This window comes from Shewanella pealeana ATCC 700345, from assembly GCF_000018285.1.
Taxonomy (GTDB): Bacteria; Pseudomonadota; Gammaproteobacteria; order Enterobacterales; family Shewanellaceae; genus Shewanella; species Shewanella pealeana.
The window spans coordinates 999974-1026324 of the sequence record NC_009901.1 but is presented as its reverse complement, the minus strand read 5'-3'; the positions used below and the strand labels follow the sequence as shown (position 1 = coordinate 1026324).

Genomic DNA, 26351 nt, shown 5'->3' with positions numbered 1-26351 from the left:
CCATATAGATAGGCAGGCGTTGTATACTCTGCATAACCATAACATCTCTGGTGCCTGTTACAATGAGTCGCAGAGAAAGTGAAGCCCCCTATCCATCGAGGTTAATTTGGATAATTTAGAAAATCGAGTCGAAGAGCTAGAAATGAAGATTGCCTTTCAAGATGGCACTATTGAAGAGCTCAACACCCAGGTAATTAAACTTAATAACTTGCTTGCATCACAGCAGGATCAACTACGCATCCTTCTCAGCAAGTTACATGCTGTTGAACCTAGCAATATGGCAAGCCAGTCAGAAGAAACACCTCCTCCCCACTATTAATGGTTCAAGCCACTTAAGATGAGTAGATTTAACCGAGCAAAAAGAGTACAACATTGCCTGTACTTTTTAAGCATCGGATTAGGGTATTCATCTTATGTTCAGCTTAGGTTCGCTATAAAAGCCTTGATATCGTACTGAAATATTGTATGTTTTTATTAGGTCATTTATAACTGAATAAAGTCGTCCAACAAATCCAATGTTGTTCAGAGTTCATTAGCCAGACAACGTCAGTTTAAAGGAAGGCAATGCTACTAATGCAAAATGAGATCCACAAATGAGAAGCTTACTACTGCTAGCAACTATGATGCTTAGCCTTAGTGGCTGCGCGTTTAACAGTATCTTTATTAATTACCCGTCTCAAATTTCCCCCGTTAAGGCTCAGCTAAATTCTCCGACCCCACAAAATGCAGCAAACATTGTTGAATCAAAAATTGATGGAGCCGATGGCTTACTCTACGCACAAGAGGCTGGGAGAAGTGCACAGATTGCCGGTAACTTCGAAGCCAGTAAACAATACTATCAGCAAGCAGTATCTGCCTATGTCGCATTCGATGACAAGGCCAAGCTTAGCCTAAGCGACGCAGGCGCCACTGCCAGTAGCCTTTTCGTCAACGATAACGTTATCCCCTATCGCGGCCCAGGTTATGAGCGCATCATGCTGCATCAGTATCAGGCTCTTAACTATCTGTTCGCTGGCGACGCCCAAGGTGCATTAGTGGAAGTGCGCCGTAGTAATGAGTTACAAAGCCAAGAACAAGCGCGATATCAAAAATCCAATAAATCAGTACAAGCCATGGCAAACGGCACCATAGACGCCGAGATGAATAAGCTTAGTAAGGCAGCGGGCACAACCACCAGCTCCTTTTTGAACGCCTATAGCTACTACACTACCGGGATGTTGCACGAGATTTTAGGCGAGCCTAACGACGCCTTTATCGATTATCGCAAGGCCGCACAGATCACCCCTAATAATCCCTATCTGCAGCAAGATCTAGTCAGACTCGCAAAGCAGCTTTCTATGCCGCAGTACGATGAGTTTAAGCGGCGCTGGGGCGATGCAGTATTGCCAAAGAAAGGCGATGGCCAAGTCATCGTTATGCTTGAGCGCGGCTTTGTACCAGAGAAACAGAGTTTCACCGTACCTTTTACCATTCACGGCAATTGGCAAACGGCTTCATTAGCAACCTATTACCCTAATAGACAGCCCGTCAAACAGGCACAAATTCAAGGCTTAGGTACTGTACTAAAAACCGCCCCCCTAGCCAATATCGATGCCTTAGCCATTACCGCCCTCAAAGAAGAGCTTCCTGCGGCGCTCGTTAGACAAGCCGCGCGGATCTATGCAAAATCTGAAATGGCACGCAGCGTCGAGAGTGACACCAAGAAACGTAACAATGACATAGATTACGCCTCTATAGCCATGCAGATCTTTAACGTGGTCAGCGAGCAAGCCGATAGACGCAGCTGGTTAACCTTGCCTGAACAGGCACAGCTCGCTCGCTCATATGTAAAACCTGGGCATTATTCACTCATGCTAGACAACAATCCAGCCGATCCCATTGAAGTAAAAAGCGGACGTACAACCTTAGTCTGGGTAATTGACACTGGTAATTACACCCGTTTTTATTCAATAATCATTTAGCAATCACTTGTATGGAACTTACTATGAAACAATTTAAAGTCATTTTTATTCTTGCAGCAGTTATCGGTTTATCTGCCTGCCAATCAAAAGTTGAATACGGTGATGCCACAGAAGTGGAAACCGTTAACGAGAACTTCGGCTCAACCGATCTTCAAGCTATAGCCGCTAAGATGGTCGACAGCATGCTGACCTTCCCACCCGTTGTGGCGATGACAGCCAATGACCGCCCAATTATTTTTGTCGATAAGATCAAGAACAAAACCTCTGAGCATATCGATACAGAATCAGTTACCGATTCAATCAGCAACAAGCTACTACGCTCAGGTAAATTCCGCTTTATCGATATGACCAAAGTGGATTCAGTTCGTAAGCAGCTAGATTACCAGAACAACTCAGGCATGGTTGATCCATCGACTGCAATTAACTTCGGTCGTCAAATTGGTGCCCAGTTCATGCTATACGGCAACCTGTCTAGCATCGTTAAGCAAGATGGCAGCACTAAAGACGTTTACTACAAGATGACCATGCGTTTAATGGATCTTGAAACAGGCCTAATCGAATGGTCTGATGAGAAAGAGATCCGCAAGGTTAAGTCTAAGTCTTTCTTAGGCCTATAATTGTGTAACGGATTTACCCTCCAATAAAAAAGCCAGCAAGTTGCTGGCTTTTTTATTGGCTAAAATTGAGCGTTTTAATGCTTCTTCAGCCACTCGAAATAAGGTAACTTATGGCCTTTCTGCTCGCGAATCGTGACGATTTCGCCTCAAAAGGCAGACACAAGTTTAGAAAATAATAAGGGCTAAAGTCCATTAGGTTTAATATTAAGGATGCTGTTTTGAAGTTGCCGTTTATAGGCTTTACCGCCGCTGTGTTTTGCTCTTTGATTGCCGCCAATGCCAGCGGTAACCAAGTGAATATAGAGCGTGATGCCACTCCCTATATTAGCCAGCAAGTGGCTGCTGCGCGTGCCGAGCGGATCTCTGAAGTAAAATACGATCTGGACTTCACCTTAACCGAGCAGCACTTTAGCGCCGTTAGCAAAGTCAGCTTTGAGCTCAGTGACACCACTCAACCGCTGAGTTTAGATCTCAACCAGGCTAGAATTAGCAGTTTTACCCTCAATGGCAAAAAGGTCTATCCTAACTACAACAACAGCTACATCCAGCTCAACCCGCGGTTATTAATCAGCGGTAGCAATACTATCGAGGTGCAGTTTACACGCGACTATAGCAGCAATGGCGAGGGCCTACATCGCTTCAAAGACCCCGTCGATAATAAGGTCTACCTCTACTCTCATTTTAAGCCCGCAGCAGCGCAGCAGATGTTTGCCGTGTTCGATCAGCCCGATCTTAAGGCGAGCTACACACTATCGGTAACCGCACCTAAAGAGTGGACGGTGATCAGCGCTATGAGAGAGACTTCTGTTAGCGCTCAAGGCGAACAGCGCCGCTGGATATTCCCCGAGTCACCTAAGCTCAGCCCCTATAACTTCTCGATGCATGCCGGCCCATACCATGAGTGGACGGATAACTCAGGTAAGTATCCATTACGTTTATTTGCGCGCCAATCTGTTGCTAAGCAGGTCGATGAGCAAGACTGGTTTAACTATACTCAGCAGGGATTAACTTTCTTTGATAACTACTTTGGTATCCCCTACCCATTTAATAAGTACGACCAAGTCTTAGTACCGGACTTTCTCTATGGCGCCATGGAGAACGCCGCAGCAGTCACCTTCAGTGAGAGCCGCTTTCTATCCAATAGCAAGATGACGACAACCGAAAAGCAACGCCTAGCCAGTGTTATCATGCATGAGATGGCGCACCAATGGTTTGGCAATCTCGTCACCATGAAATGGTGGAACGGCCTATGGTTAAACGAGAGCTTCGCTTCATTTATGGGAACTATGGCCACCAGCCAGATTGAAGAGTTTAGCCATGCTTGGCGTAGTTTTTATGCCAAGAACAAACAAGCGGCTTATCAACAAGACAGTTTAGCCAGTACTCACCCTATCGAGGTGGCTGTCGCCAGCAGCCAAAACGCCTTCGATAATATCGACGCCATCACCTACTCCAAGGGCGCATCGACACTGAAGCAACTAAGCTACCTTATTGGCGAGAAAACATTTCAACAAGGGGTGCACAACTACCTGACTCAGTACAGTTACCAAAACGCCGAGCTAAAAGACTTTATCACCAGTCTAGAGCAGGCCGCCAAGCGGGACCTAAGCCAATGGAGCCAAGACTGGCTGTATAAAGCTGGAGTTAACACCCTAGAAGCAGAGTTTAGCTGCAGCAATGGCAGGATAAGCAGCTTCAGCCTCAAACAAACGGCGCCAAGTAGTGCCTTACCAACCCTTAGGGAGCAAAAAGTACTGTTAGGCTTATTTACCCAAGGCCGAAACCGTTTGCACCACAACATCAGCGTGCCCGTTACCTATAGCGGCGAAAAGACAGAAGTTAAGCAAGTTATCGGCCTGCACTGTCCAGCTCTTGTCTATCCTAATTATCAAGATTGGGGTTTTGTAAAGGTCAGCCTAGATCCAGTCTCATTTAAAGCCGCTCAAGCGAACTTGGCATCTGTTGACGACCCACTACTTCGATCCATGTTGTGGCAAAGCCTGTGGGACAGCGTTGAAAATGGCAGTTTAACGTTAAATGATTACATAGGTACTGTGCTTATCAATTTACCCGGCGAGCGCGACCTCACTATCTTAGATCAAGTGTTAACCAGCCTATCGAGTACAAGGGTTTACTTGGACAAAATGGATCCGAGTAATCAACGCTACGCCAAGCAAGCGATAAGGGCGATTGAGCAGATGAGCCTTAGAAAGGTGATGGTCAATAAAGCTAACCGTGATATTCAGCGTCGCTGGTTTGCAATTTATATCGAGTTTGGCCGCAGCCGTGATGCCTTAGAGCATATGGATGCCCTACTCAAACAAACCTCCAGCATTAAAGGCATTGAAATCGACCAAGATCTTCGTTGGAAGATGAGCATTCACCTTAACCGCTATGATCACCGCAATGGTCGCTACTGGCTTAACAAAGAGCGCGCAGCCGATAAATCTGATAGCGGACAAAAATCGGCATTAGCCGCAGAGGTCATTCTCCCCGAAGCTGCAAAAAAACGCCAGTGGTTAAACCGAATTCAGCAACCCACAAACCTGCCTTTTGCCAAGCTGCGTACCGTGATGGAAAATCTTTATCCAAGCGAGCAGAAGCTACTGAGCGCCGCAACGGCCGAGCAACGCCTCGATACACTGGCACAGATGGGCAAAACACATGATCCCGTATTTATGCGCAGCTATAACAAGACACTGATCCCAACTGAATGCAGTTATGCCAACGCCAGTCGATTACAACGCCTAATTGATTCCAGCGCAGCACCTCAATCAGCAACCGCACTATTAGCAACAACACTGTCAGAGCCTAGCCTACGCGCCCTCAAAGAGGCTGTGCAACACGAACAAAAGTGCTTATTGATCAAATCTAAGATGAAGCATTAGCACGAATTAGAAGGTTTAAGAGAAGGTCCTAGGTTCTAGGTCCTAGGTTCTAGGTTCTAGGAAAGTGCTAAGACGGTAAGAGCCGGAAAAGCAAAAGCCTAAATCAATGCCCTCTTTTGATCTTATAGCAGGACGGAGTCCGCTCTAGCCGCGCAGCGTCCTAGAACCTAGATTCTAGATTCTAGGTTCTAGGTTCTAGGTTCTAGGAAAAGCAAAAAGCAAAGCATCCTAATGTCCACTTCTTTGCTTCCTGCTTTTACTATCTTTTCCGTAAGCACAGTGTTCCGTAAGTGACACAGTCACGTTCCCTAGACCGCAGGGCGTTCGCTGTTACCGTCTCAGCCCTCCCCGTCTTTGCTCTTCCTAGAACCTGCTTTTCCGCTTTTGCCGCTATACTTGAGTAGCACTGCTACTCATCAAGGAGCGACATATGGGGCCGTTCACGGTTGCCGCACTGGCTATCATAGGCGTGTTTGCTATCGCTGCGCTTAAGGAATACAACAAACATAAAGGTCGAGTCGAACTCGATGAATTAGTGAGTATTAAAACCGAGCTAGAAAAGTTAAGGGAGCGGGTCGGCACCCTAGAGCAGATAGTCACAGACAAGTCGTATCAACTCAAAGATGAGATAGATAGGCTTTAGATTCTCAGAAGAGCAGGAGAATAAGGTGCTAGGCCCTAGGTTCTAGGTTCTAGGTTCTAGGTGCTAGGAAATGCTAAGACGGTAAAGGCAAAGACGGGAAAGCAGAAAAAGCAAAAGATAACAACGTGCCTGATTTTGATTGTATAGCAGGACGAAGTCCGCTCTAGCAGCGAAGCGTCCTAGGTCCTAGGTCCTAGGTCCTAGGAAATGCAAAGGCGAAAAAGCAGAAAAAGCAAAAGATAACTGCGTGCCTGATTTTGATTGTATAGCAGGGCGAAGTCCGCTCTAGCAGCAGAGCGTCCTAGGTCCTAGGCCCTTTTTTTAAAACAAAAAAGCCACCTTGCGGTGGCTTTTAGCTGCGAATTCAAGCGCTATAAGGCTTAAACAAACAGATCTTTAATGTTCTTCAAGTCGCCTTTGCCTTCGGCAAGTTCTTCTGCAGACAAACCTGAGACTTCGTGTGGGAACACTAACCATTCATCAGATTCATGAATGAAGTAGTCTGGCTTTAATGGCACTGCGGTATTTTGTGGCTTGTAGTATGGGCAAGCAATACGCACATCTTTTGGCATATTCAAGCGCATCAAGTCGCTTAAGTTTTCCATCAACGCATGGATACTGCGACCTGAATCAAACACGTCATCGACAATCAGTAGACCATCACCGGCATTAGCGTTTTCTACGATGTAATGTAGCCCATGAACCTTGATCTGCTTGCTTTGCTTGTTGATGCCATAGTAAGACGAGGTACGTACTGCGATGTGGTCAGTCTCAACTTTCTTAAAGTCAAAAAACTCCTGTACCGCGATACCGATTGGAGCACCACCACGCCAAATCCCCACGATAAACTGTGGACGGAAGCCACTTTCATAAACTTGCGCCGCTAAACGAAATGAATCCTCTAGCAGCTCTTGTGCGGTAATAAAGCGTTTCTCTGACATCTGACCGTCCCCATCTTGTTATTAATATCTGAATTAAGTCCTATCGCAATCTCAGCTGTAATTAAACGCTAACTGAACTCGCTCTACTCAAGTTAGCACTCTGACGAGGAGTGCTACAAAGTAAAGAATAAAACATAAGATTAGTGCGCCTTGTTTACCACACCAAGCCAAGATTATTCTCTAAGAATAGATCAAAACAGTTAAGCCGATTACGATAAAAAGTAGGTGACGACGTCTATCCCAAGATCGGGAATAGCGCCCAGTGAATCGATAAATCGCATTCACTGTTCAAAGTCTAGGCACCCACCGGATTTTGGAGGCGAATTTTATACTAAAACGCTAATAATTGCTGCAAAAAAGCGGAAAACTTACACCCTATCACTAAAAAATAAGGCCACCGCTAAGGTAGCCTTAAGTTATTAATCACTCTTTAGCCTGTTAGTTACTAATTTGGTTAATAACCAAGTTAGTAACCAAATAAATAGACCAGAGAATGGATAGGTTAATTGATAGCCTAGCAAGTACTAACTTGCCGCTATAAGCCCATGACTGCCCGCTTTGGTAACCATTGAGAAGTTTCTCTCGCTATCTTCTGTAAAGTCACGAGAATAAATTGTATCGACGTAACGCCAGTCAGTACGAACCTCTTCGTGAGTGAAGGTGAGCGTCATCAATCCTCGATTCATCAAGTTGGTATAGGCAAGGTTATCGACTAAATCGACAATCGCCGCCTCGGTTGCGGCAATATCTTTCTCTTCTATGCCTAAGTAATACTCAAGCCCCGGTGATGATACCGAGCTAGTCGCAAACTCGACTCCCACAGCGTCACCGGCGGCGTCTTTTAGTTCATTAGCCCAAGCATTATGGGTGTCTCCTGCAATCACCACTAGATTTTTTGTCTGTGATTTTGCCGTCGCTAGAATCACCTCTCGCTCGTAGGCGTAACCATCCCAGGAGTCGAGGTTGTAAGGAATAGAAGGCAACTGCAGCAGAGCCATCGCCTCAGGCGTCAACTTATGCCCGTAGAAAGATAGGTACTTAAGCTCATCTGCGGTCAGCGTTGGGTCGCCCGCCGCTTTTCGGGCAGCAAATTGTGCTAACGCCGCCAACTGGCCAAACTCAGGGATCGACAGTTGTTGAGTCGCAATGGCTGCAGGTAGCATCATCTGCCCCATCAATACCTGCTGCCCCAATACCTGCCAAGTCGCCGTCGAAGTCAGTAACGCCGTTTGCAGCCAAGCTTGTTGATCTTGCCCAAGCATGGTTCTGTTGGTGTCGGTAATGTCCGCCATAAAGCGTGCGCTATCTAAGCCCCCCGTAGCAGGATCCATATACTCGGCGTAATCCAGTGGCTTATCTCGGCCTAGGAGTCGTGTATCAAGCATATGCAGGTCAACTAAGTCACCAAAATTGAACGAGCGATAGATCTCTTCATGATTGCCTTCTCTCCATGGTCGGATAGGCAGCCATTCGAAGTAAGCCTGCAACGCGGCCTCTTTGCGGGCATCGAAATCCCCTTCACCCTCGTTGTGATTCTCAGCGCCATCACGCCAACTGTCATTGGCCACTTCATGATCATCCCATACGGTAATAAATGGCGTTTTACCGTGCAACTTCTGCAAACTGATATCACTGCGATATTGACCGTAACGGGTACGATAATCAGATAGACTCATCAACTCACCTTCGGGCAAGACTTCACGCCCAAGCTCTTCGGCGCGCTCGCTGGCGTACTCACCCCGTGCATACTCATAGATGTAATCGCCTAAGTGGATGACCGCATCGAGATCGTCCATTCTTGATGCCATCTCGTAGACATTAAAATATCCTGCAGGGAAGTTAGCGCATGACACCACGGCAAACTTAGCGCTATCGATGGCGCCCTGTGGCAAGGTTTTAGTCATTGCCGGCTGCGAGGTTTTATTACCCGTCTTGAAGCGGTAAAAATACTGGCGACCCGCCTCAAGCCCTGTGGCATCAACCTTAACCGTATAGTCTCTATCACCGCTTGTCATGGTCTCGCCATTACTCACTAACTGGGTAAATGCAGCATCGGTCGCCACCTCCCACGACACCTTGATCTCGCCATCACGCTTAGGGGTGACACGGGTCCAAAGTATCACCGCGTCATGGCTTGGGTCGCCACTAGCAAGGCCGTGGAGGAATTCGGCATAAATGCCATTATTGTCGTCATCGTCACTACTACAGCCCATCAGGCCGTAGGATACAACGGCAGCGCCAACCCCCTTTGCCGACATTGCCAAAAAGTCTCTTCGAGTAAAAGGTCGTTTCATTGTTATTATTCCTTTAATATTACGTTCTTGCGTGGTACGAGGTCTAATCAGTTTGGATACTAAAGCACCACCATGACACGAAAAAGACAGAAATGTAAACCAATTGTTAAATACCAATTAATTTAATCGGCAGCTTAATGCTGTCAGCAAAACATCAAAAAAATTTAGTGGTATTCCGCCTAAAAGGAACGAAGGATAATGTGTAAGGCTATTTCAACATTGGTAGTTTTAATTACCTTACTTAGCGGCTGTAGCAGCACAGAGCAAAGCATGCTCTTTGACGACTTAGAGCAAAGAGATGGTGTTATCTACTATCAAGACGCTCTCTATACTGGGGTATTTTTGCATAAGGACAAACTGCAAAGAGTTAGAGCTAAAGGTTACCTTAGCGACGGGCTACTCCAAGGAGAAGTTGTCAGCTATGATGGCCATGCCAGAGTAACAAGAACCGAGCACTTTAAAGATGGCAAACCCCATGGGATCCTAACCAAGTTTTATGAAGATGGCACAATAGAAGAACAAGGCCAATTTAAGGATGGCCAAGCACTCGGAAAATGGCTGCTTTATTATGAAAGTGGCGCCTTAGCTCGTGAGTCTTTTCATAAAAATGACCGACCTGAAGGACTGTGGACGTATTTTAATGAAGATGGAACTATAAAAGAAACAAGAGTCTATAAAAACGGTCAATGGATAGAATAACATCTCTACAAAGTCTGCTTTAACGTTAGCGCCTAATGCGTAAGGTGCAAGTAACCGGCGCGTGGTCGCTACTTTGGCTATCACGCTCAAAGCTTGGGTTCACTAAGTGCCTGTCTTCGGTGTGATAGTCACAAACCTCGGCAACGCTATTATCAAAGCTTGGATCAAAGTCTGCCGACAATAAAATGTAATCCAGCACATTACCGCTGGCGCCGTAGTAATGAGTCGGCGCGCGCGATGCCCGCGCTTTGGCAAGCATTCGCTCTTCTTCCGCAGCAATTTCATCAAGGCTTGAATCTGTTGCCTTAACGCCAAACAAGTCCTGTAAACCTTGCTGAAACAGCTTATAAGCATCGGTTAGCGGAAAATTCGCTAACTGACCTAGCCCCTCTTTTTCAAAACGCAGCTCGCGGTTAGTTAACGGCGATAATACCGAGCTTGTCAGCTCTTCATTAAAGTCGCCCATTAATATCATCGGCTGATTGGTCTCTATGCGTCTTTGCAGCATGGCATGAAACAGTAACGCCGCCTCACTGCCGCGCTGAATACTCGATGCCCATTGGCCAAGGCTGTTACGCCCTAATAGCTCACCAAAATTAACCAAAGCTGCCGACGAGGCATTTGTTGCTTGAGTAACCTTTGACTGAACAAACTTGGCTGCTGGCAACTCATCCAGATGCGGGCGCTTAGATTTAAAGTGCACCACGTAAATATCGCAAAGGCCAATCAGCGGTAATTGAACTGTGGCACGAAGTGGTTTGCGGCTAAATGCAAAGTTCGGGTTTAGCCCAAGCGCGTGAATATATTCAGCCTCTGCTTCAATCGCGGTGACCTCTGTGAACGGAAATTTTGAGCCAAGGCCCACAACCGGGTCGCGGCAAATATAATCGTCAATCACGGTGGGTTCACCAACTGTGGCAAAATGCTCATAGCCAGCAGCGTGCATTTGTTCATCCAATGCAGACGCTGAAAACACCTCTTGAAAGCCAATAATATCCGGCTGGTGCTGCGCTAAAAACTCAGCTAACCAAGACTGCTTTTTTTGCCATTGCTCTGCGCTATAGATATTTTCAAAATCGTAATAGGCTAAAGGCGGTTCAATGTAATTAAACAGGTTAAAGCTTGCTAGTTTGACCCTGTTTGTTTTGGTACTTGTATTCGCCATTACGACCTTTCCATATGGATATCTAAGCTAACAATTAAGTTTTAACACTAAAGCTATTCGGCAGAGCCTTTATCGCCCTTTAGCTTAATAAACAGCTCCATCAGCAATACCGCTACAGCACCGGCTATGACGCCAAAAATTGCGTTTAAAATACTTGGAGTGATAAAGGCGACCACAGGTCCGACAAACTCGAATGCTTCAATCCACTGCGCCGCCAACGTTATCTGCGCCCCCATCCAGTGCCAGCCATGAGTTAAAATGCCGCCGCCCACCATAAACATGGCTATGGTGCCCACCACAGATAAAGTCTTCATTAGATAAGGCGCCGAGTTAAGCAGCATCAGACCAAAACGACGCTTAAATCTCGCCCACAGAGTTTCACCGGGACGCTGACTCAGATACAGACCTGCATCATCAATTTTGACTATACCAGCCACCAAACCATACACACCTATGGTCATCACGATAGCGATAACACTTAGGGTGAAAAATTGAGTACTCAAGCTCTTATCGGCCACAATGCCTAAGGTAATGGCGATGATCTCCGCTGACAACACAAAGTCGGTCCGTATCGCGCCTTTAACCTTATTGGCCTCGTATAGCTTTAGATCGACAATCTCCTCTGGGCTTGCCTGAGACTCATCGATTTGGTGGTGCTTGTTGGCAGAATAACTGTGGTAAATTTTTTCGAAACCTTCATAGCAAAGGTACAGGCCACCAAACATCAGTAGCGGTGTCACCGCCCAAGGAATAAAGGCACTGATTAACATAGCCGCAGGCACTAAGATGCACTTATTCTTAAATGAACCTACTGCAACCGCCCACACCACAGGCAGCTCTCTATCGGCGCTAACGCCCGACACCTGCTGAGCGTTTAAGGCTAAATCATCGCCCAACACACCCGCCGTTTTACGGGCGGCAATTTTACTCATTGCGGCGACATCATCTAAAATCGTCGCGATATCATCTAACAAGGTTAATAAGCTTGCCCCTGCCATATCGACTCCTTTATCACTTAATGGCGCTCACGCCGAAAATCCATCTCATACTTAATCTAGCGATTTACATCAATAATACTCACACTATAGCGGTTATTGTGAATAAGCTAATGGCAATAAACTGTTAGCCAAAGCAAAAAATGCTCTTTCACTTGGCCCAAGGTAAACATGATAGTCCTTACGAGTGACTTTTAAAGCAAAATTCAAGCAACTTTGCTTCGCTAAACGAGTATACTGTCGGCAATATTTCTATGCTTGCCTATAACTTTTATCTTTAACTTCTATCTTAAACAAAGGATTTCATAATGACTCAAGATGAAATGAAAAAAGCTGCCGGTTGGGCTGCGCTTCAGTACGTAGAAGAAAACAGCATTGTTGGTGTAGGTACCGGCTCAACGGTCAATCACTTTATTGATGCACTAGCGACAATGAAGTTCGATATCGAAGGTGCAGTATCAAGCTCTGAAGCGTCAACAGAGAAAATGAAGGCGTTAGGTATTCCCGTTTTTGACCTAAACAGCGTCAATGAGTTATCTGTTTATGTTGATGGCGCCGACGAAATCAACAGCCAAATGGACATGATTAAAGGTGGCGGAGCAGCGCTGACTCGCGAGAAAATCGTTGCCGCAGTTGCAGATAAGTTTATCTGTATCGTTGATAACACCAAGCAAGTCGACATTTTAGGTGAGTTCCCACTGCCAATCGAAGTGATCCCAATGGCACGTTCATACGTGGCGCGCCAGATTGTTAAGCTGGGCGGAGATCCTGTTTACCGCGAAGGCTGTGTTACCGATAACGGCAACATCATTATCGACGTGTACAACATGAAGATCATGAAGCCAAAAGAGCTAGAACAGCAGATTGACGGCATTGTTGGTGTAGTGACTAACGGCCTATTCGCTAAGCGCGGCGCTGATATTTTATTAGTTGGCACACCTGAAGGCGTGAAGACAGTTACCTTTTAACGGGTTATCTAGTTCTCTCGTTATCTAAGCATTGAAAAGCCACTCATTTGAGTGGCTTTTTTGTTTACCATTTAAGGCGTTAACTGAGAATGATAGAGTAAACTCGCTAGTCACTCACATTTAGATAAGCCATTAGCTCTTCGAAAAAGCCACTCATAACAATCCAATAAGCCACTGCGATCCCCTTCTATACCGAGCCAAGGAAACCCTGATTTAATTATTGTACAAGGGTAAGCTGGCGCCAATCAGCGCGAACATTCCACCACAACATTGATTGAAGCGCTTACCACTGCGAGCAAGCCATGGTCTAAGTTTAGTCGCGACTCTGGCGATCAAGTATTCGACAACAAATTCGACCACCGCGAATGTCGCAGCCATCACCATAAACTGGCTGAGTAATGACTTTTCTGGATCGATAAATTGAGGCAAGAAGGCACCAAAAAATAACAGCACCTTAGGGTTGGTTATGGCCGCTAACGCGCCTTGTCTAAAAAGCCCAAACTGACTCACAGCCACCGCCTTACCTACGGGCTGCAACGCTATTGCAGGGGAGCGCCAAATGCGTATACCCAGCCAAATAAGGTATATGCCGCCTATCCACTTAAAGACTAATAGCAGATCCGTTGAGGCAAGCAGTAATGCACCGATGCCAAACATAGCCAGAGCGATCAACACAACAAAACCCAGCACACCGCCGCTAATGGTAAAAAGTGTCTTTCTATGCCCATACATTACCCCGTGAGTTAAGGCCAGCAGTCCATTGGGCCCGGGGGCGAGCGACAGACCGATAACAGCAACGAGATAAATAAGCCAAGTGTCTAATGCCATACTTTTTCCTGTGATAAAGCGATAGTTTCTATGTTGGAGCGGATTATAGGAGAGGAGGAACTATCGAACCTGATACAATCAAGACAAAGCAAGGTAATATTTAGACGTTACTGTACGAAGAAATCATATGTCTCATTCAAATATCGAAAACGCAGCCGCAAACGGCCAAGTTAACGCCCCAGATGTACGTTTTTTGCTACTGCCCTTACCCGAATTTAGCATGCTGCCATTCGCAGGTTTTCTGGATAAATTGCGCTTTTCTGCCGACGAGGAGGATTACAGTCAGCAGCAATATTGCAGCTGGCAGATTGTCGGGTTAACGCCCTGCCACCAGCTATCCAGCAGCGGTGTTTCAGTTGAACTAACAACGACTGTGGATGAGATTGAATTAACCGATTATGACTATTTAGTCGTGTTTGGCGGCCGTAGTGCCCGAAGCTGTCAGCAGCTACCCAAACAGTATCAAGATCTATTGCGCTTAGCCGCAGCGAAAGGAGTCACCTTAGTCAGTATTGATAATGCCTGCTTTCTGTTTGCCGCAGCAGGTTTACTTGATAACCACAGTGTGGCGGTGCACTGGCGCCACGTACAAGAGTTTCGCACCGCCTTTCCACGAATCGACATCCGCACCGAACAGCTCTATTGCATCGATAGGAAGCGGATCAGCTGCGCCGGAGGCAGTGCAGCTATCGATCTCGCTGTTGAGCTATTAGCCCGCCATTGCGGCCGGACAAAGGCACTCAAGGGGCTGGCGGACATGCTTGTGGATGAAGCGAGAGAGCAAAGGCACCAACTCAAATCCCTCAATACCAATATTCAAATAAACAACACAGCAAGTCGCCACGTTGGTCGAGCTATCAGCCTGATGCGCCAATTACTCGCCAGCTCTGACACAGTCGATGCACTGGCTGATAAATTAGCGATAAGTCGCCGCCAACTGGATAGACAATTTAAAGACTGTTTTGGGCAGACGGCTCATGAATACTGGAGTGAAATGCGACTACAGCACCTGCATTGGCGAGTGGTAAATTCCGACCATAGCTTGCAATATTTGGCTGACGAAGTGGGTATTCAGGACGTGAGCTATCTGTGTAAGCTGTTTCGCAAGCGCTTCGGTTGCAGTCCTAATTCATTACGTAAGCCCAAGCTTTTCACCTAAACTATTTATCCATCATTAGAATAATTCATCTTGGCTCTGTTTATTAACAACACTTGATTTAGAACAAACTAGATTCATCTCAGCGCTGTAGGTTATCCCATAAAACCCGCGCCCAAGGAAAGAAGATGATGGATAAGCAGATGAACAAGGCTCCCAAGGATCTTGCTGTGAAGGATGTTGCTGTGATTGGTGGCGGCATTATCGGAATTTGCACTGCCTATTATCTAAATAAGGCAGGTAAGTCTGTGGTGGTTATCGACAAAGATGAGATAGGCAAGGCCTGCTCCTTTGGTAACGCGGGTTACATCACCCCGAGTCACTTCATTCCGCTAGCTGCGCCGGGCATGATCCAAAAAGGCCTAAAGTGGATGCTCAATCCACAGAGCCCATTCTATGTACGTCCAAGCCTTAATATCGACTTCTTAAAATGGCTATTATCTTTTGCTAAAAAGTGCACGCCGCAGCATACCTTAGCCAGTCAACAGGCGATTTTAGATATCAACCTTAAGTCTCTTGAGCTGTATCAGATACTCCACCAAGTGCCAGAATTAGATTTTGAGTTTCATCAAAACGGGCTCTTGATGCTGTGTAACACAGAGCAAGGCCTAAACGACGAGGCAACCACTGTGTGCCAAGCCAACAAGCTCGGATTGAAAGCCAAGATGCTCACTCCCCAAACCTTAAGAGAACTAGAGCCCAATATTAAACTCGATGTCATGGGCGCTAGCTTTTACCCAGAAGATGCCCATATCGCCCCCTATGAGTTTATTATGGCGATGAAAAACTACTTAGCCGCTCAAGGAGTGGAGTTTAGGGAACGCACTGAGATAACAGGCTTCACAACCGATACCGTTACTCAAAAAATCAGTGGAGCAACAACCGCAAATGCTGAGATTAACGCCGATGAATTTGTCCTCGCCAACGGCGCTTGGTCGCCCAAGCTTGCCAAACAGCTGGGGCTTAACCTGCCAGTACAATCGGGCAAAGGGATCTGTGTTAGCTTCGACAAGCCGCCCGTCAAAGAGGGCACCAAGCTTAAGTGCCGCACCCCGTTTATCTTAAGTGAAGCCAAAGTGGCGGTAAGCCCGTTAGATAAGAGCATTCGATTTGGCGGCACCATGGAGCTCGGTGTGTTATCTAGCCAAGAGTCACTTGGCATCAGTCAGAACCGGATCAAGGGTCTAACCAAATCCGCAGCCCGCTATTTACCCGACTTAGATACAGCTCAGGTTAAATCAGAAGAGTTTTGGTCAGGCTTTCGCCCCTGCAGCCCAGATGGCCTACCGATTATTGGCAGAGTTCCTCAGTTAGCGAATCTAACCATAGCCACAGGGCACGCCATGATGGGACTCAGTCTTGGCCCAATAACGGGGAAACTTGTCAGTGAACTCATATCCAATGAGGAAACCTGTTTGGATCTCACACCTTTTTCACCTAGTCGGTTTGACTAAAAACTGGGGTTTAGGATTGCGACCTAAGTTTCGCTTTGGTACTCAAACTTCGTTTGAGCGTAGAGTTAGACTGCATCTAACAAGTTTTGAGTAATCAAACGTCGTTTGATAAAAAGTCGTGGCTTTGCCACCTATCAGGCTTCGCCTGACCAAAGTCGTGAGCTTCCAGCTCACACACGGGCAAGGAGGACTGCTCGTCCTTATCCTCCTTGCATCCACCATGACGCCCCGACGAAGTTACATGCATTAGATACAGGCCTCATACTTATGGGTAAATCGCTAACGCTTCCGATGGGGCATCCTGCCCCGCGAAAGCTACGCCGACATCCCTGTCGGCATCACGCGATTGATTCCAACGCACTTCGGCAACTTCGATGGGGAGTGGTGTTTTCTGTCAGCCAGTTATGACCAATTAGCTCTTAGGTTATGGCTAAAGCTGAGATAGGGATTAGGTGTTCTTACTGTTGAGCAGTGATTTGGATTCAAGCCAGCGCATTGCAACTAAGGCCGCAACCGAGCAAACCGCTTCATCATTCATATCAAGAAATTCAAGCTGTTCAATTTCAGCATCAGGCAGTAACTCACCAGTAAAATCAGCAAAGTAGCAGGTCAGCTTAACCGACACGCCCTCAGCCTTACCGTCCGCTTGCGCCGTGAAAGTCTGCATATACTCAATGCTACTCGGCACAAGCTCAACAGACAGCTCTTCTTTGATTTCACGCATCAACGCCTGTTCATCACTCTCACCCGCCTCACGCTTACCACCCGGCAGATAGAACAACTCTTTACCTTTCGAGCGTACCGCCAACAACTTACCATCTTGAATAAAAACCCAAGCAAGCTTATCAATCACTTTCATCATTATTTACCTTAGAACTAACTTCACTTTATAACTAGAATATGGCGCCAATGGGGTAACGCCGCGCTCTGCGGCAATTTTGGATCGCAGCGGAAAAATTGTCCGACAGCAGCGCCTTGTTATGCACTTCGGTTACCGCTTCATTTTGTTTCTTATTGAAAATGTAAGCAAAGCAACCTGCATAACACAATATATTCTTCCGACAGCTGCAATCAAGTTGTATACGAATACTAACCCCCAATTTCCACTTATATACTCAAGCAACGACGATTTTGTTGGAGTAATAAAGAAAGGTATGAAATCCCTCAAACTATAAATCAATGATCTTACTATTTCCCAGTCTATAGTAGTGCTAATCCCTGTGTGTGTAACTGCTAATGTAATTAGTGATATTACAATAAACAACAAGTATAAGGATAATGACTTCAAAGCTTGCGAGGGCTTCTCTCCATAACCGCTAAGAAGTTTATATATTGTAAGAAACATACTAATGAGATGGTTTCTCTCTACCTTTTGATTATTTAAAAACATTTCCTTCTCTAAATAATGCCATTTAGATACCAAAGAATAGTCTTTTTGATCGAAGGCGACTTTCTTAAGATCTCGATATACTTCTTCTGCTCGCGTAGCTGATTCAATCTCTATTTCCTCATAGCGTTCAGGAAAAATGCAATTTGTGAAACGTATATACTCAAGGTTTATTCTGGATAATTTTATTTTACTAACATCAATATTTTCCAGGTATGCTTTACCACCATTGAACTTACAATATTCGAAGTTTATAAAGTCATTAATTTTATTGTCGCTGTAGTATAAATCCCTTTCAAATATAGAGTTAACCACTCTAAACTCTGAGTTTTCATCATTGAATTCTATATTGCTGATCTGAACATCTTGCTTGAAGCTGACTTCATTGAGATATATTGAACATTTGTAGTTACTGCTACTATTTTTTTCTTTTATTTTTGAGATCCTAAATGGACATTCGAAAGTTGTATGATTAATAGACACAGTGTCTATTTTGCTGTCCCTTAGAATTGAGTCTTTAATAATCTTGGTGCTAGTTAAAGTTAACTCTTCTAGTTCTAGATTGTGAATATGAAAGCCACCCATTTCACAGTTATGAATTCTAATAGCTTTAAATTGGCTATTCGAAAAAGAAGTTAGATTATGACAGCGATGAAATGAATATCTTCTTTCCGGCTCTTTATAGCTGTCAAACGAGTTGGGGAAATTTGATGGGAAATAGATATGATCAATTCTAGTGTCCGGATTGGAACTTTGATTACTTATTAAAGTTTCCAGATGCTTATCAAATGTATCTTTGCTTATATTTTTAGATTTAGGTGAATAATTTTCTCTATCTCCTAGAAAAAAACCTTTAGGAGCTACGTAATATTTAGGAGCATGTAACAAACAAAAATGATGGCCATTTTCATCCTTATATACGATATCCGTAGATACATCTCTACAATCTGCTCCGTCTGCTCCTCCCCAGTGATGACAAGTTGGCAATTTCTATTCCTTACTCATGGTGCATAACAGCTTATTAAATAGCTGCACAGATAACGTTGTTATCTGTGCTGCATCTTTAAATATTATCTGTGCGTCTCGATAACATTCAGAATACCCAATGTAACCTATTGTTTTAATGAGTAGTACTAAAATTGACAGAAGATTATGAAACACTGTAGTTCCACAAAACACCAACGGTTAGTCTCGTTTTTATCACTACAAAGCAGTAACGTTCATAGCCGATCACACAGAAAACACCGATTCCCCATCGAAGTTGCCGAAATACGTTGGAATAAATTTCGTGAGCCCAGACATGGATGTCTGGCTAGCTTTCGCGGGGCAGGACGCCCCATCGGAAGCGTTAGTAATTTATCCATAAGTATGAGGCTCGCACCCAACGCATGTAACTTCGCCGGGGCGGCTGGGGAGATGCAAGAGGGGGAAGCTGTTGTCCCCTTCTTGCCCGAGTGTGAGCTGGAAGCTCACGACGTTTATCAAGCGCAGCTTGATTGTCTATAGCAGTAAAGCGTTGGTCAGGCGCTGCCTGATGCCCCACATGTGGGGCGAAGCGCCACGACCTTTCATCAAACGAAGTTTGATTAGCTAATGTGGGATGGAATCCCACGACTTTAATTGTTAGACGCAGTCTAACTTAATCACTTTCATCAAACGAAGTTTGATTACTAAAGCCCAAGCGCCAGCTTGATTAGCCAAATTGCTAATCAGCAATTACATAAACGCTAACAAAGGTGAGATACACAACAAAACACCCGTCACAATAATCAGATTCGTCGCCCAACCCTTATATTTGTTCAAGTGTGGCACCTTGTACACCAAGTAAGCTGGAATTAAACAGCCCACTAAACCGAAGATAGGGCTACAGATAGATGTGAACGACAGGATTGGTGCATTTAAGGCAATCGCAGACCAAGCCAGTAAGATAATGAAGACGGTGATAAGTTTATTAACTAGCTCTTTGTTGATATCAGATTCTTTACGGCTGCGCAGCAGTATGTTCATTGCAATACCACGACAGGCTTCTTGGAATGCTAAGAACACACCGAAGAACGAGGTTACAACCGCAAAGATGTTAATCACGATACCGGTGATAGTCGCCCAGCTGCCAGGGAAGTACTGTGCAATAATCGCCAGTGCAGAGATATTCTGGTTCATCGCCTCAGTTGCTTGCGCTTGGCTAATGGCAAAGGTGAACGATACTGCGAAGAAGAACACCACCACGAATAAGATGGCAAAGGCAATTTTCATTGCTCGCTCAGCCTTGAAACGCGCAACCTCAATCGACTTTTCATGTGAGCGATACGAGATAACCATAGGGCTTAACGATTGGATAAACAGAATCGAGGTTAAGGTAAATGGTAGGGTAATAATGGCATTCTTCAGCATTGGGCCAAACTCACCCATACTTGGAATATTCGCCATATCCCAGCGCGCCATCAACAATACTCCCATTACTGCCACCAGCGTCAGCACTGTCACTGCCATAAAACCAGACAGTTTAAATAGCAGCTTTTCGCCTTTTGAGCCGATAAAAGCCAATATGCAGATTAAGCCTAAACCATAGAATACATTGTCACTAAGCTTGCCCTCAGTGACGCCAAATGAATGCAGGTAAGAGGCACTGTCATTGGTCACGGCTAACGAGTAAACCAGCACCCAAATGACCAACATCAAGAAATAAAGCACACCTAATGCAATACCCCAGTTTTTTCCGAGGTAGTTTTCAATAACACCAGGGTAATCAGTACACTTTTTTGACTCGGCTAAGGTGTTAATAAATAACTTTTGAAATAAGTACATTGCTGGGTAACCAATAATGGATGACAGCAAAAATACCCATAGTCCCATCACGCCAACCTGAACAGGTAAAAATACAATACCTGCACCGATAGCCATACCAATACTCATCACAATCCAACCAAGGTCGACACTGTCGAACTTAGTGGCTTGTTGCCATTCGGCTTTGGTCATATTGGCGCGTTGGTGTAGAGGTTGCGCTTGGGTGTCACCCTTAGGTGCGCCTTGAACTAGTTCACTCATATATCAATTCCATTAAATTTGGCTAGAGCCACTGATATGATAAAAATTATAATTATGGTTATGTTTATGTTTATGAGAACACATGATTTTACAGCGTTTGCTAGGCCTGAGCATACTCAAGGATGAAGAGAAATTTTTTATTAAAATTCATAGCTATTGGCGTATATTTAGCAAAACATACTCTCAATTCAGTGATTTTTTCACATCGTTTTTTCGTACTGATCCAGATCAAGAGTTAATCACTTTTAACGGCTCAATAGTTTGATGCTCTTCACCTTATTAGTCATTACTTGCTTGCTAACATGCGCGCAAAAACAAGACGAACTTCACAACTTCACTTTTTAGCCGTGAGAGGTGTAGCGCACATTTTGCGAATTAAAGTGATAGGCACAACTAAACCAAATCAATGCGTGAGCAATATCACTAGCCCACACACAGTTAAAATCAGTATAAAAATCAAGCGGGTATCGTTTACTTGGCGGTTCTATTAGAAGTGAGAGAACATGTAGAGGCAGTCGCTGATGGAATACTGACTTACTGAGCAATTTAGCCCTGAGGATCCCATTGACCAAGAATGAATTAGAATTAGAAACTGAAAAGAGAAAATCTTGCTAGTGCAGCAGTCATGATTGAGGTTAGCTTTTTATTGAAACTAGCTGTCTTGAAATTGCTTTCTAGGATTGTTTATCGAAGGGAGAAGTAAAGGATCCACCTACTGAAGTAGCTGGTGTAGGGCTGAAAACTAAAAAGCCAAATCGACATTCAATTAACAGTGACTGTTAACTGAGTACCGACTTGGCTTTGTGTTCAAGCTTTAGTTTATTGATAAACTATCTTAATAGAACTCTTAATAGAGCTCTTACTAGGCTTTATCAAAAAGCCTGTACTTACTTGTGCATCATAATCTCTAAGATCTGCACATCGGTTTGTGTCATTGCGCCATTAGCTAATGTCGCAAGGTTACTGATAGTTTGGTCAACATCATCAGCAACAATGCCTTCAGTGCCGGTAACTCGAATGCCATCAATGGCCATCAAGGCAGATTTTACCGCAGCCCCTGCCGATGAAGACACTTTCATTGCACAAGCTGTTTTTGCACCATCACAAATAACGCCACTAACATCACCAATCATGCTACAAATTGCAGCACTTACCTGCTCAATTTCACCATCTAGCAAATAGGTAATGCCAGCAGCTGATCCCATAGCTGCCGTTGTCGCTCCGCATAAGGCTGAGAGCTTGTTTTGATAGCTCTTAATGTAGATAGCGGTTAAATGCGACAACATTAACGCACGGATAGTTTGTGTTTCGCTGGATTTAAGAAACTCAGCACAAGCAACGACAGGCATGGTTGCCGCGATACCTTGGTTGCCTGAGCCCGAATTACTCATCGCAGGCATCATGGCGCCATCCATACGTGCATCAGAAGCCCCTGCAGTACGGGCGAGTACTTCAGTCAATAAGCCACCAGATAATAGGCCTTTCTCTTGGTTTTTAACCAATGTCGCACCAATCTTTAAACCATAATGACCACTGAGTCCTTCAATAGATAAGGCATCATTTAGGCTTTTGGATTGCATAATAAAACCTATGTCATCCAATGGTGCATGCATGGCAAAATCATAAATATCTTGCAGTCTTGCCTCAGTAAACGGATTGGCTTTGTTACTTTTGTCATTAACAGACTCGACCTCTGGAGCGGGTAAACATTGTTCACCATTTTTTTCAATCGCGATAACCTTGGTGTGGCTATCGGCAATGGTGACGCTCGCCGTTTGCTGCTGATAATAAACCGTCACTTTGGCGTATAAAACATTAGCCACATCAGCGACGCCTACTGTCACTTGGCCGTTATCCAGCATTAATTTAGCCGCTTGAACGTCGCTATCAGTGAGATTTTTTAACACCTCAAGACCCGCATTACTATCGCCTGCAACCGCCCCGATTGCAGCAGCAATAGGCAAGCCAACCATCCCAGTGCCAGGAATACCAACGCCCATGCCATTTTTCATTAAATTAGCAGAAACACTGACGTCCATTTTGACGTTACTGGCTTGGTTTTTTATCCCTAACTCACCAATGGCAATTGCGGCAGCTAATGCAACAGAAATGGGCTCGGTACAGCCAAGGGCAGGAACTACATCGCGTTTAATTGCTTCAAGGAATAAAGGCCATAAGTGTTGTTTCATCGTTCAACTCGCTTCTAGTAATCGACACTAATTGGAATAAAGACATTGCAATCTTTGTTTCATTGTAATGGATTACTTGAAGAATTATTTTTCCATTTCTTCTACAAACAAGGCATAAAAGAGAAGGATTTTCTACTAGAATGCAGTCGAGAGTTATGCAGACGCTTAAATAAGCAAAAACAGATAATCAATAGATAATCTCTGTAAGGAAGAACCTTGTGGTTGAAAAAGTAAAACTAGATAAAGTTGACCGACAGTTGCTCACCATGCTGCAGCACGATGTGACCTTATCGCTTAACGAGTTAGCTAAAGCCGTTAATTTAACAACCACCCCCTGCTGGAAACGCCTAAAGCGTTTAGAAGAAGAAGGCGTGATCAACAAGCGGGTAGCCCTACTCGATCCCAGTAAAATAGGCGTCGATTTCACCGCATTTGTGCAGGTTAAGACCTGTGATCACTCCCATGCTTGGTATGAGACATTTATTGAAGCTATTTATGCCATGCCTGAAGTGATGGAATTTTACCGCATGGCTGGGGAATATGATTATATGATGCGGGTACAAGTTGAAGATATGGCTGCATTTGATCACTTTTATAAACGCTTGGTCAATCAAGTGGCTGGGTTAACCAATGTTACGTCCACCTTTGCGATGGAGTCATTGAAATTCAGCACGGTGTTGCCATTAAAACCTGCGTAGTTAACGCTCATCGCCTCCCCGTTTGTGTAAACCTAGTAAAGAATCCACCTTCTTAAGAAGGTGGCTTTGCCCATGTGTTACAAAGCAGACTCCCTAAAAGGGAGCTTTCCTACAGTGCGTTAGCAAGACGCCGTAAATATATCCCTATAGGCCTTTCTTTAAAGCATGGGCTAAATCACTGACTGCCATGGATTGGCGGAAATGCCAACAAATGTAGGGAACATTTGTGGTCCTGATTTAGGAGCTTGCCCCCCACTATTAGCAAAGCTCATGCATCACTTGAGCTAACAAGCTATGTTTAAATGAACTTATAAGCCGTGTATCGCAGGGATGCGATAAGCGAGCCTCCATGGACACTTTATCTTCAAACAAAAGTCGGCGTGCGAATAAGTCGTTAAACATAGCCTTACCCCCGGAATTCATAGAAGGTTTTTCAGGCAAAGCCTAATTGATGATAACCACCTACTGAAGTAGGTGGTTTAGGGCTGAAAACAAAAAGGGATGCAACTAGTGCATCCCTCTTCCTTGGTGTCATTCCACTATAGGCTTATTTAGGCTCAATCTGCTCAACCATCAGCTGCAAGCTCTCGTTGCCTCTAAACTCATTCACATCGAGTTTATACACCACCTGTGCATACTGAATCGTGGCATCGGGCCAGGTCTTCAAATCCACATTAAAAGCGATGGCATCGAGCATCACTCGGCCGCACTCCGTTTCCAGAATCAATTTTAAGTGCTTTTCACCAACGATGCGCTGCTGAATCACCCTAAAGTAACCATCAAATAAGGGTTCAGTGAATGACTGGCCCCATGGGCCTGCGGCTCTAAGCTCACTGGCAAGCTCAAGCTTGAACTGCTCGGGTACCAACTCACCATCAGAGACTAGCTCGCCCGTCAGTAATTCAGGCGCTAGCACTTCACGTACGGCTTTATCGTAGGCATCGGCAAACTGGGCAAATTGCCCCGCTTGAATAGATAACCCCGCCGCCATAGCGTGGCCACCAAATTTTAAAATAAGCCCAGGGTGTCGGGTGTTGATAAGCTCTAATAGGTCACGCATATGCAAACCTTTAATCGAGCGCGCCGAACCTTTAATTTCGCCCTCACCCGCTTCGGCAAAGGCGATTACAGGACGGTGATACTTGTCTTTAATCCGCGAAGCCAAGATCCCAATCACACCTTGATGCCAGTCGGCTTGGAAAATTGCAATTCCCCACGGCAATTCGGCTTCGTTGAGCTCGATACTCTCAAGACTCTTGAGCGCTTCTTGCTGCATATCGGCTTCAAGGTCGCGTCGCTCAGCGTTTAGACCATCGAGCTCTGATGCCATGCGCCTTGCTAGCATGATATCGTCACACAATAAGGTTTCCACCCCTAACGCCATCTCATCGAGACGACCTGCGGCGTTAAGCCTTGGGCCCACTGCAAAACCAAAGTCTGAAGCAACGATGCGTGACGGTGTACGTTTAGCGATTTCCAATAGGGCGGTAATACCAACACGGCAACGTCCCGCTTTAACTCGCTGTAAACCCGCTTCCACTAAGATACGGTTATTGGTGTCTAGCGACACCACATCGGCAACTGTGCCTAGGGCAACAATATCCAGTAGTTGAGCAAGATTAGGCTCGGCTATGTTTTGCAGTTGATACCAGTTGCGGCTTCGAAGCTCGGCTCTAAGCGCTGACATCAGATAGAAGGCTACGCCCACACCGGCAATCGACTTACTAGCAAAGCCGCAGCCATCTTGATTTGGGTTAACGATAGCATCGGCGTCCGGCAAGGTATGACCCGGTAGATGGTGGTCGGTGATCACCACCGTCATGCCACAGGCCTTTGCCGCGGCAACGCCTTCAATGGATGAAATTCCGTTGTCGACGGTGATCAACAGCTCGGCATTTTTACTCGCCGCAACCGCAACAATCTCAGAGCTTAATCCATAACCGTAATCGAAGCGGTTCGGAATAAGGTAATCCACCTTCTGTGCGCCCATCATCCGCAGCGCCAACACACAGACGCTGGTCGAGGTCGCGCCATCGGCATCGAAGTCACCCATAATAAGAATTGCTTCTTGTGCCTCAATGGCATCAGCAACTATCTTGGCAGCCTGCTCAAGCCCTGCCATAGTATTGGGCCTGAGTAACTTAGCTAGACTCAGCTCGCAGTCAGACGCACTGACTCCACGGCTGGCATAGATCTGTTTTAAAATCGGCGAAAATGTATCGGGCAGGTGGCTATCATCGACTCTTGGGCGGCGAACTATCTTATGGATCACGTTGGATTAAACCCTTAAAACTAAAAACAGTAGCAGCATAACAAAGACTGCTAGAAAAGGGGCACAAAAAAGGTGAGCCTAGGCTCACCTTTTTAGCGATTACTTTATAAGACTGTACTTCATAAGACAGTGTTTTGTCTTATGTTGGTCT

20 protein-coding genes are annotated in these 26351 nt (G+C 45.3%); 10 read left to right on the top strand and 10 right to left on the bottom strand.

The genetic code is table 11. The features are described from left to right. Nucleotides 1–106 precede the first annotated feature (106 nt). From SPEA_RS22630 to SPEA_RS04320, 5 genes are all read left to right on the top strand, one after another. Nucleotides 107–319 carry a SlyX family protein gene (locus SPEA_RS22630; RefSeq protein WP_012154087.1) on the top strand — a complete coding sequence of 71 codons (213 nt, stop codon included), beginning with the start codon at nt 107–109 and terminating at the stop codon, nt 317–319. Between the two features lie 274 nt (nt 320–593). Continuing rightward, on the top strand, nt 594–1961 hold the full coding sequence (locus SPEA_RS04335) for a COG3014 family protein (protein WP_012154086.1): 1368 nt from the start codon (nt 594–596) through the stop codon (nt 1959–1961). A gap of 23 nt (nt 1962–1984) precedes the next feature. After that, on the top strand, nt 1985–2578 hold the full coding sequence (gene lpoB, locus SPEA_RS04330; RefSeq protein WP_190272095.1) for a penicillin-binding protein activator LpoB: 594 nt from the start codon (nt 1985–1987) through the stop codon (nt 2576–2578). Nucleotides 2579–2796: 218 nt separating this feature from the next. Continuing rightward, on the top strand, nt 2797–5466 hold the full coding sequence (pepN, locus tag SPEA_RS04325) for an aminopeptidase N (protein ID WP_012154084.1): 2670 nt from the start codon (nt 2797–2799) through the stop codon (nt 5464–5466). Between the two features lie 430 nt (nt 5467–5896). Further along, nucleotides 5897–6109 carry a hypothetical protein gene (locus SPEA_RS04320; protein WP_012154083.1) on the top strand — a complete coding sequence of 71 codons (213 nt, stop codon included), beginning with the start codon at nt 5897–5899 and terminating at the stop codon, nt 6107–6109. A gap of 380 nt (nt 6110–6489) precedes the next feature. On the opposite strand, the gene SPEA_RS04315 is transcribed toward SPEA_RS04320, so the two are convergent. Both SPEA_RS04315 and SPEA_RS04310 read right to left on the bottom strand, forming a co-directional pair. Further along, complete coding sequence (locus SPEA_RS04315; RefSeq protein ID WP_012154082.1) at nt 6490–7050, bottom strand: phosphoribosyltransferase; 561 nt, start codon at nt 7048–7050, stop codon at nt 6490–6492. A 524-nt stretch (nt 7051–7574) separates the two neighbouring features. Further along, complete coding sequence (locus SPEA_RS04310; protein WP_012154081.1) at nt 7575–9344, bottom strand: alkaline phosphatase D family protein; 1770 nt, start codon at nt 9342–9344, stop codon at nt 7575–7577. A 198-nt stretch (nt 9345–9542) separates the two neighbouring features. On the opposite strand from SPEA_RS04310, the gene SPEA_RS04305 reads away from it, so the two are divergent. Then, on the top strand, nt 9543–10043 hold the full coding sequence (locus SPEA_RS04305) for a toxin-antitoxin system YwqK family antitoxin (RefSeq protein WP_041410839.1): 501 nt from the start codon (nt 9543–9545) through the stop codon (nt 10041–10043). A 25-nt stretch (nt 10044–10068) separates the two neighbouring features. Here SPEA_RS04305 and SPEA_RS04300 read toward each other — a convergent pair whose 3' ends face one another. Further along, complete coding sequence (locus tag SPEA_RS04300) at nt 10069–11208, bottom strand: endonuclease/exonuclease/phosphatase family protein (RefSeq protein ID WP_012154079.1); 1140 nt, start codon at nt 11206–11208, stop codon at nt 10069–10071. A 53-nt stretch (nt 11209–11261) separates the two neighbouring features. Continuing rightward, a complete protein-coding gene (locus tag SPEA_RS04295) occupies nt 11262–12206 on the bottom strand; it encodes a DUF808 domain-containing protein (RefSeq protein ID WP_012154078.1) in 945 nt (314 codons plus the stop codon). Nucleotides 12207–12511: 305 nt separating this feature from the next. Here SPEA_RS04295 and rpiA point away from each other — a divergent pair, with 305 nt between their 5' ends. Further along, nucleotides 12512–13171, top strand: a complete 660-nt coding sequence (rpiA, locus tag SPEA_RS04290) for a ribose-5-phosphate isomerase RpiA (RefSeq protein ID WP_012154077.1) — start codon at nt 12512–12514, stop codon at nt 13169–13171. Nucleotides 13172–13384: 213 nt separating this feature from the next. Here the strand turns inward: rpiA and SPEA_RS04285 are convergent, their stop codons facing one another. After that, a complete protein-coding gene (locus tag SPEA_RS04285; RefSeq protein ID WP_012154076.1) occupies nt 13385–13999 on the bottom strand; it encodes a LysE family translocator in 615 nt (204 codons plus the stop codon). Between the two features lie 127 nt (nt 14000–14126). On the opposite strand from SPEA_RS04285, the gene SPEA_RS04280 reads away from it, so the two are divergent. Next, the gene (locus SPEA_RS04280) at nt 14127–15158 is read left to right on the top strand and encodes a GlxA family transcriptional regulator (RefSeq protein WP_012154075.1); all 1032 of its coding nucleotides are present in this window, start codon (nt 14127–14129) and stop codon (nt 15156–15158) included. A gap of 125 nt (nt 15159–15283) precedes the next feature. After that, entirely contained in the window at nt 15284–16609 is a 1326-nt protein-coding gene (locus SPEA_RS04275) for an NAD(P)/FAD-dependent oxidoreductase (protein ID WP_012154074.1), read from the top strand. A 448-nt stretch (nt 16610–17057) separates the two neighbouring features. Here SPEA_RS04275 and SPEA_RS04270 read toward each other — a convergent pair whose 3' ends face one another. From SPEA_RS04270 to SPEA_RS04250, 4 genes are all read right to left on the bottom strand, one after another. Continuing rightward, complete coding sequence (locus SPEA_RS04270; RefSeq protein WP_012154073.1) at nt 17058–17471, bottom strand: NUDIX hydrolase; 414 nt, start codon at nt 17469–17471, stop codon at nt 17058–17060. A gap of 129 nt (nt 17472–17600) precedes the next feature. After that, complete coding sequence (locus tag SPEA_RS04265) at nt 17601–18983, bottom strand: hypothetical protein (protein WP_012154072.1); 1383 nt, start codon at nt 18981–18983, stop codon at nt 17601–17603. Between the two features lie 729 nt (nt 18984–19712). Beyond that, nucleotides 19713–20972: an SLC5/6 family protein gene (locus SPEA_RS04260; RefSeq protein WP_086024347.1), complete on the bottom strand. Its 1260-nt coding sequence runs from the start codon at nt 20970–20972 to the stop codon at nt 19713–19715. Nucleotides 20973–21928: 956 nt separating this feature from the next. After that, a complete protein-coding gene (locus SPEA_RS04250) occupies nt 21929–23230 on the bottom strand; it encodes an L-cysteine desulfidase family protein (RefSeq protein WP_012154070.1) in 1302 nt (433 codons plus the stop codon). A 218-nt stretch (nt 23231–23448) separates the two neighbouring features. Here SPEA_RS04250 and SPEA_RS04245 point away from each other — a divergent pair, with 218 nt between their 5' ends. Next, nucleotides 23449–23928 (top strand): Lrp/AsnC family transcriptional regulator, encoded by a 480-nt coding sequence (locus tag SPEA_RS04245; RefSeq protein ID WP_012154069.1) that lies wholly within the window; start codon nt 23449–23451, stop codon nt 23926–23928. Nucleotides 23929–24475: 547 nt separating this feature from the next. On the opposite strand, the gene recJ is transcribed toward SPEA_RS04245, so the two are convergent. Then, nucleotides 24476–26200 (bottom strand): single-stranded-DNA-specific exonuclease RecJ, encoded by a 1725-nt coding sequence (gene recJ / locus SPEA_RS04240; protein ID WP_012154068.1) that lies wholly within the window; start codon nt 26198–26200, stop codon nt 24476–24478. Between the last annotated feature and the right edge of the window lie 151 nt (nt 26201–26351).

What these genes read in the sequence shown, in the direction of transcription:
- lpoB (WP_190272095.1), top strand. Translation starts at nt 1,985, where the DNA reads ATGAAACAATTTAAAGTCATTTTTATTCTTGCAGCAGTTATCGGTTTA.
- SPEA_RS04280 (WP_012154075.1), top strand. Translation starts at nt 14,127, where the DNA reads ATGTCTCATTCAAATATCGAAAACGCAGCCGCAAACGGCCAAGTTAAC.
- SPEA_RS04315 (WP_012154082.1), bottom strand. Translation starts at nt 7,050, where the DNA reads ATGTCAGAGAAACGCTTTATTACCGCACAAGAGCTGCTAGAGGATTCA.
- SPEA_RS04295 (WP_012154078.1), bottom strand. Translation starts at nt 12,206, where the DNA reads ATGGCAGGGGCAAGCTTATTAACCTTGTTAGATGATATCGCGACGATT.
- SPEA_RS04260 (WP_086024347.1), bottom strand. Translation starts at nt 20,972, where the DNA reads ATGACCAAAGCCGAATGGCAACAAGCCACTAAGTTCGACAGTGTCGAC.
- SPEA_RS04310 (WP_012154081.1), bottom strand. Translation starts at nt 9,344, where the DNA reads ATGAAACGACCTTTTACTCGAAGAGACTTTTTGGCAATGTCGGCAAAG.
- SPEA_RS04335 (WP_012154086.1), top strand. Translation starts at nt 594, where the DNA reads ATGAGAAGCTTACTACTGCTAGCAACTATGATGCTTAGCCTTAGTGGC.
- SPEA_RS04275 (WP_012154074.1), top strand. Translation starts at nt 15,284, where the DNA reads ATGATGGATAAGCAGATGAACAAGGCTCCCAAGGATCTTGCTGTGAAG.
- rpiA (WP_012154077.1), top strand. Translation starts at nt 12,512, where the DNA reads ATGACTCAAGATGAAATGAAAAAAGCTGCCGGTTGGGCTGCGCTTCAG.
- SPEA_RS04320 (WP_012154083.1), top strand. Translation starts at nt 5,897, where the DNA reads ATGGGGCCGTTCACGGTTGCCGCACTGGCTATCATAGGCGTGTTTGCT.
- SPEA_RS04300 (WP_012154079.1), bottom strand. Translation starts at nt 11,208, where the DNA reads ATGGCGAATACAAGTACCAAAACAAACAGGGTCAAACTAGCAAGCTTT.
- SPEA_RS04250 (WP_012154070.1), bottom strand. Translation starts at nt 23,230, where the DNA reads ATGAAACAACACTTATGGCCTTTATTCCTTGAAGCAATTAAACGCGAT.
- SPEA_RS04285 (WP_012154076.1), bottom strand. Translation starts at nt 13,999, where the DNA reads ATGGCATTAGACACTTGGCTTATTTATCTCGTTGCTGTTATCGGTCTG.
- SPEA_RS04270 (WP_012154073.1), bottom strand. Translation starts at nt 17,471, where the DNA reads ATGATGAAAGTGATTGATAAGCTTGCTTGGGTTTTTATTCAAGATGGT.
- SPEA_RS04305 (WP_041410839.1), top strand. Translation starts at nt 9,543, where the DNA reads ATGTGTAAGGCTATTTCAACATTGGTAGTTTTAATTACCTTACTTAGC.